The following is a 2,408-nucleotide window of genomic DNA, read 5'->3' on the forward strand; positions in this document are numbered from 1 at the left end:
AGTGGCGGAAGATCTCCGGGCCCAACCGTCTGCCCGAGGTCATCCAAGGGATTGTCTTCAAAGACGGTATCAAGCAACTTCACGCTGCCGCCTGATGATGTCCGTCACCAACTTTTGGGCATATCTCTTTTTCGCATTGGGAATGTCGTCCGGCAGGTGCGCACCGTCGGGCAGGTCCGAGACGATCGTGCGCATTTCGGGCGGCGGAACTACGCCCTTGGGCCACATCATTCCGTAGAGGCTCAACCAGTGGCCGCCCTTGAAGACCAGATAGACCGGCGTATTGCAGCATGTGGCGATGACACGCTCGGTCGAAGTGTCGGACGACAGACGAAATGATCGGAGGTTTTCGGTTCCCGTGACGAACCGCACCCGATCCTTGCGATACATAACGAACGGAGTCGCATTGTAGTCCGTGAGGATGGGCGGCACGCCATCGAGGCGCTGCATCCGAGCTGCGGCCTCCCGGCAAGACCTACAGCAGCACTCGACGCTGGCGATGGGCCTACCCTTCACTTCAAGGCATGTGTTGCCGCAGGAACAGGCGATCTGGGTCTTATCAGCCATGCGCTGGCTCTTTCGCCGCCGCTTCAAGGGCCGCGATGTCGATCTTGCCCATCTGCATCATGGCCTCGCTCACGCGCTGCACGACGCCTGCATCGTCGCTAGCCAGAAGGTCCGGCATCCGTTCTGGCACGATCTGCCACGACACACCGAAGCGATCCACCAGCCAGCCACAGCGTCCGGTCTCGCCGCCTTTGTCGGTCAGCGCCGCCCAAAGCCGGTCTGTCTCGTCCTGATCTTCGGTCAGGACGCTGATCGACGCGGCGGGCGTCAGCTCGTAATGCGGACCTGCCGTCAGAATCATCATCGGCGCACCGGCCAAGATGAACTCGACGATCATTGGATCGTCCGGCTGGCCATTGTCGCGCACGCCCTCGATCCGGCTGTCCGGCACAAGCGAGACGTATTCGTTGGCGGCCTCGACACCGCCCTTTTCGAACCAGAGGCAGGTTCGCACTTTCGCTGCATGTTCCATCGTTCAATTCTCCCGTGTTGTTGAAATTGCGGATTCGTCATCGAGGCAAAAAAGCGCCCGCACATAGCGGATCAGGTGATCGACGCCCTCGCGGGCCATGTCGGCGTCGCCGGTGGCTTTGGCCAGAATGAACCCGCCCTGAAGGACTGCTTGGGTGTGGCGGGCGAGGCTTGCGGCCGTCCAGTTCGCGTCGACCCCCCGCTGTGCCCTGGCCGCTTCGATATCCGCTTCAAGCGTGGCGGCGTGGCCGAGGATGCTGTCGGCGCAGGCGTCACGGATCGCCGGGGCCGTATCGTGCACCTCCTGCGTCATGGTGCCGACGAGGCAGGTGTATTCGTATGTTTCGCCACCGATGATGGCCTTGCGGAAATCCAGATAGGCCAGAACACGGTCCAACGGATCGTCCGGCGCGTGATAGGGTGCGCTTGCAAACAGGGTGCCGGTGGTTTCGGCCCAGTACTTCGCAGCCGCCACGCCAAGCGCCTCCTTCGTCTTGAAGTGATGGAAGAACGCACCCTTCGTGACCCCCGCCGATTGGCAGATGTCATCGACGGAGGTGGCAGCGAAACCCTTACGGCGGATCACATCGCGTGCGGCTTCCAGAAGGCGGGTGCGCGCATCGCCGCGCTCTGGGGATTGTTTGGTCGGTCTTGGCATATTGACATACATACAATACGGTCGGTATCTTGTGAAGAGGAAATAGGGAGAAAGACCATGAGCTATATCGACGGCTTCATTCTCGCGGTCCCGACCGCGAACAAGCAGACCTTCACCGACCACGCGGACACGGCCAACCGCTACTTCATTGATCAGGGGGCGCTGCGCGTTCGGGAATGCTGGGGCGATGATGTCCCTGATGGCAAGCAGACCGATTTCCGCAAGGCCGTTCAGGCCAAGGACGACGAGACGGTGGTGTTCAGCTGGATAGAATGGCCGGACAAGGTGACGCGCGATGCCTGCATGGCACAGATGGAAGAGGCGTCGAAAACCGACGACCGGATAAACCCCGACAAGAACCCCATGCCGTTCGATGGCATGGGCATGATCTACGGCGGGTTCTCTCCTGTCGTCGAACTCGACGCCTGATGGATTGGAGCGCAGCATGAGACAGATCAAAATCCAGACCTTCATGAGCCTCGACGGCGTGATGCAGGCCCCCGGCGGACCCGAAGAGGACACGACCGGCGGGTTCACCCTCGGCGGTTGGTCGCAGCCATATTGGGACGAGATGATGGGCGAGGTGGTAGTGTCCCGGGAAGTGGTGTAGGAGGCCGCGCGCGGAGCCTCCGGCGTAGCGCAGTGCGCGGCCGGTGGTGACGCTGGCGGTCACCGTCGATCTTCGGAGAAGGTTCGGGTTGCGAGACCTGTA

5 protein-coding genes are annotated in these 2,408 nt (G+C 61.5%); 2 read left to right on the plus strand and 3 right to left on the minus strand.

Going from position 1 to position 2,408, the window contains the following annotated elements; all coding sequences use genetic code 11:
• Window positions 1-69: 69 nt before the first annotated feature.
• Genes ROA7023_RS25395 through ROA7023_RS23315 form a run of 3 tightly spaced genes read right to left on the minus strand, consistent with a single transcriptional unit; the run spans window position 70 to window position 1,708 of the window.
• Window positions 70-567 (minus strand): GFA family protein, encoded by a 498-nt coding sequence (locus ROA7023_RS25395; protein ID WP_085881324.1) that lies wholly within the window; start codon window positions 565-567, stop codon window positions 70-72.
• Window positions 560-1,039: a VOC family protein gene (locus tag ROA7023_RS23310; protein WP_085881325.1), complete on the minus strand. Its 480-nt coding sequence runs from the start codon at window positions 1,037-1,039 to the stop codon at window positions 560-562. The genes ROA7023_RS25395 and ROA7023_RS23310 overlap by 8 nt, the downstream gene beginning before the upstream one ends.
• Before the next feature lie 3 nt (window positions 1,040-1,042).
• A complete protein-coding gene (locus ROA7023_RS23315; protein WP_268808040.1) occupies window positions 1,043-1,708 on the minus strand; it encodes a TetR/AcrR family transcriptional regulator in 666 nt (221 codons plus the stop codon).
• Between the two features lie 45 nt (window positions 1,709-1,753).
• Between ROA7023_RS23315 and ROA7023_RS23320 the strand changes: the two genes are divergently transcribed.
• Both ROA7023_RS23320 and ROA7023_RS23325 read left to right on the plus strand, forming a co-directional pair.
• Window positions 1,754-2,125, plus strand: coding sequence for a DUF1428 domain-containing protein (locus ROA7023_RS23320; RefSeq protein ID WP_085881326.1), 372 nt, complete (start codon window positions 1,754-1,756; stop codon window positions 2,123-2,125).
• A 16-nt stretch (window positions 2,126-2,141) separates the two neighbouring features.
• On the plus strand, window positions 2,142-2,306 hold the full coding sequence (locus ROA7023_RS23325) for a hypothetical protein (RefSeq protein ID WP_200812594.1): 165 nt from the start codon (window positions 2,142-2,144) through the stop codon (window positions 2,304-2,306).
• Window positions 2,307-2,408: the final 102 nt, after the last annotated feature.

This window comes from Roseisalinus antarcticus (assembly GCF_900172355.1).
Taxonomy (GTDB): Bacteria; Pseudomonadota; Alphaproteobacteria; order Rhodobacterales; family Rhodobacteraceae; genus Oceanicola; species Oceanicola antarcticus_A.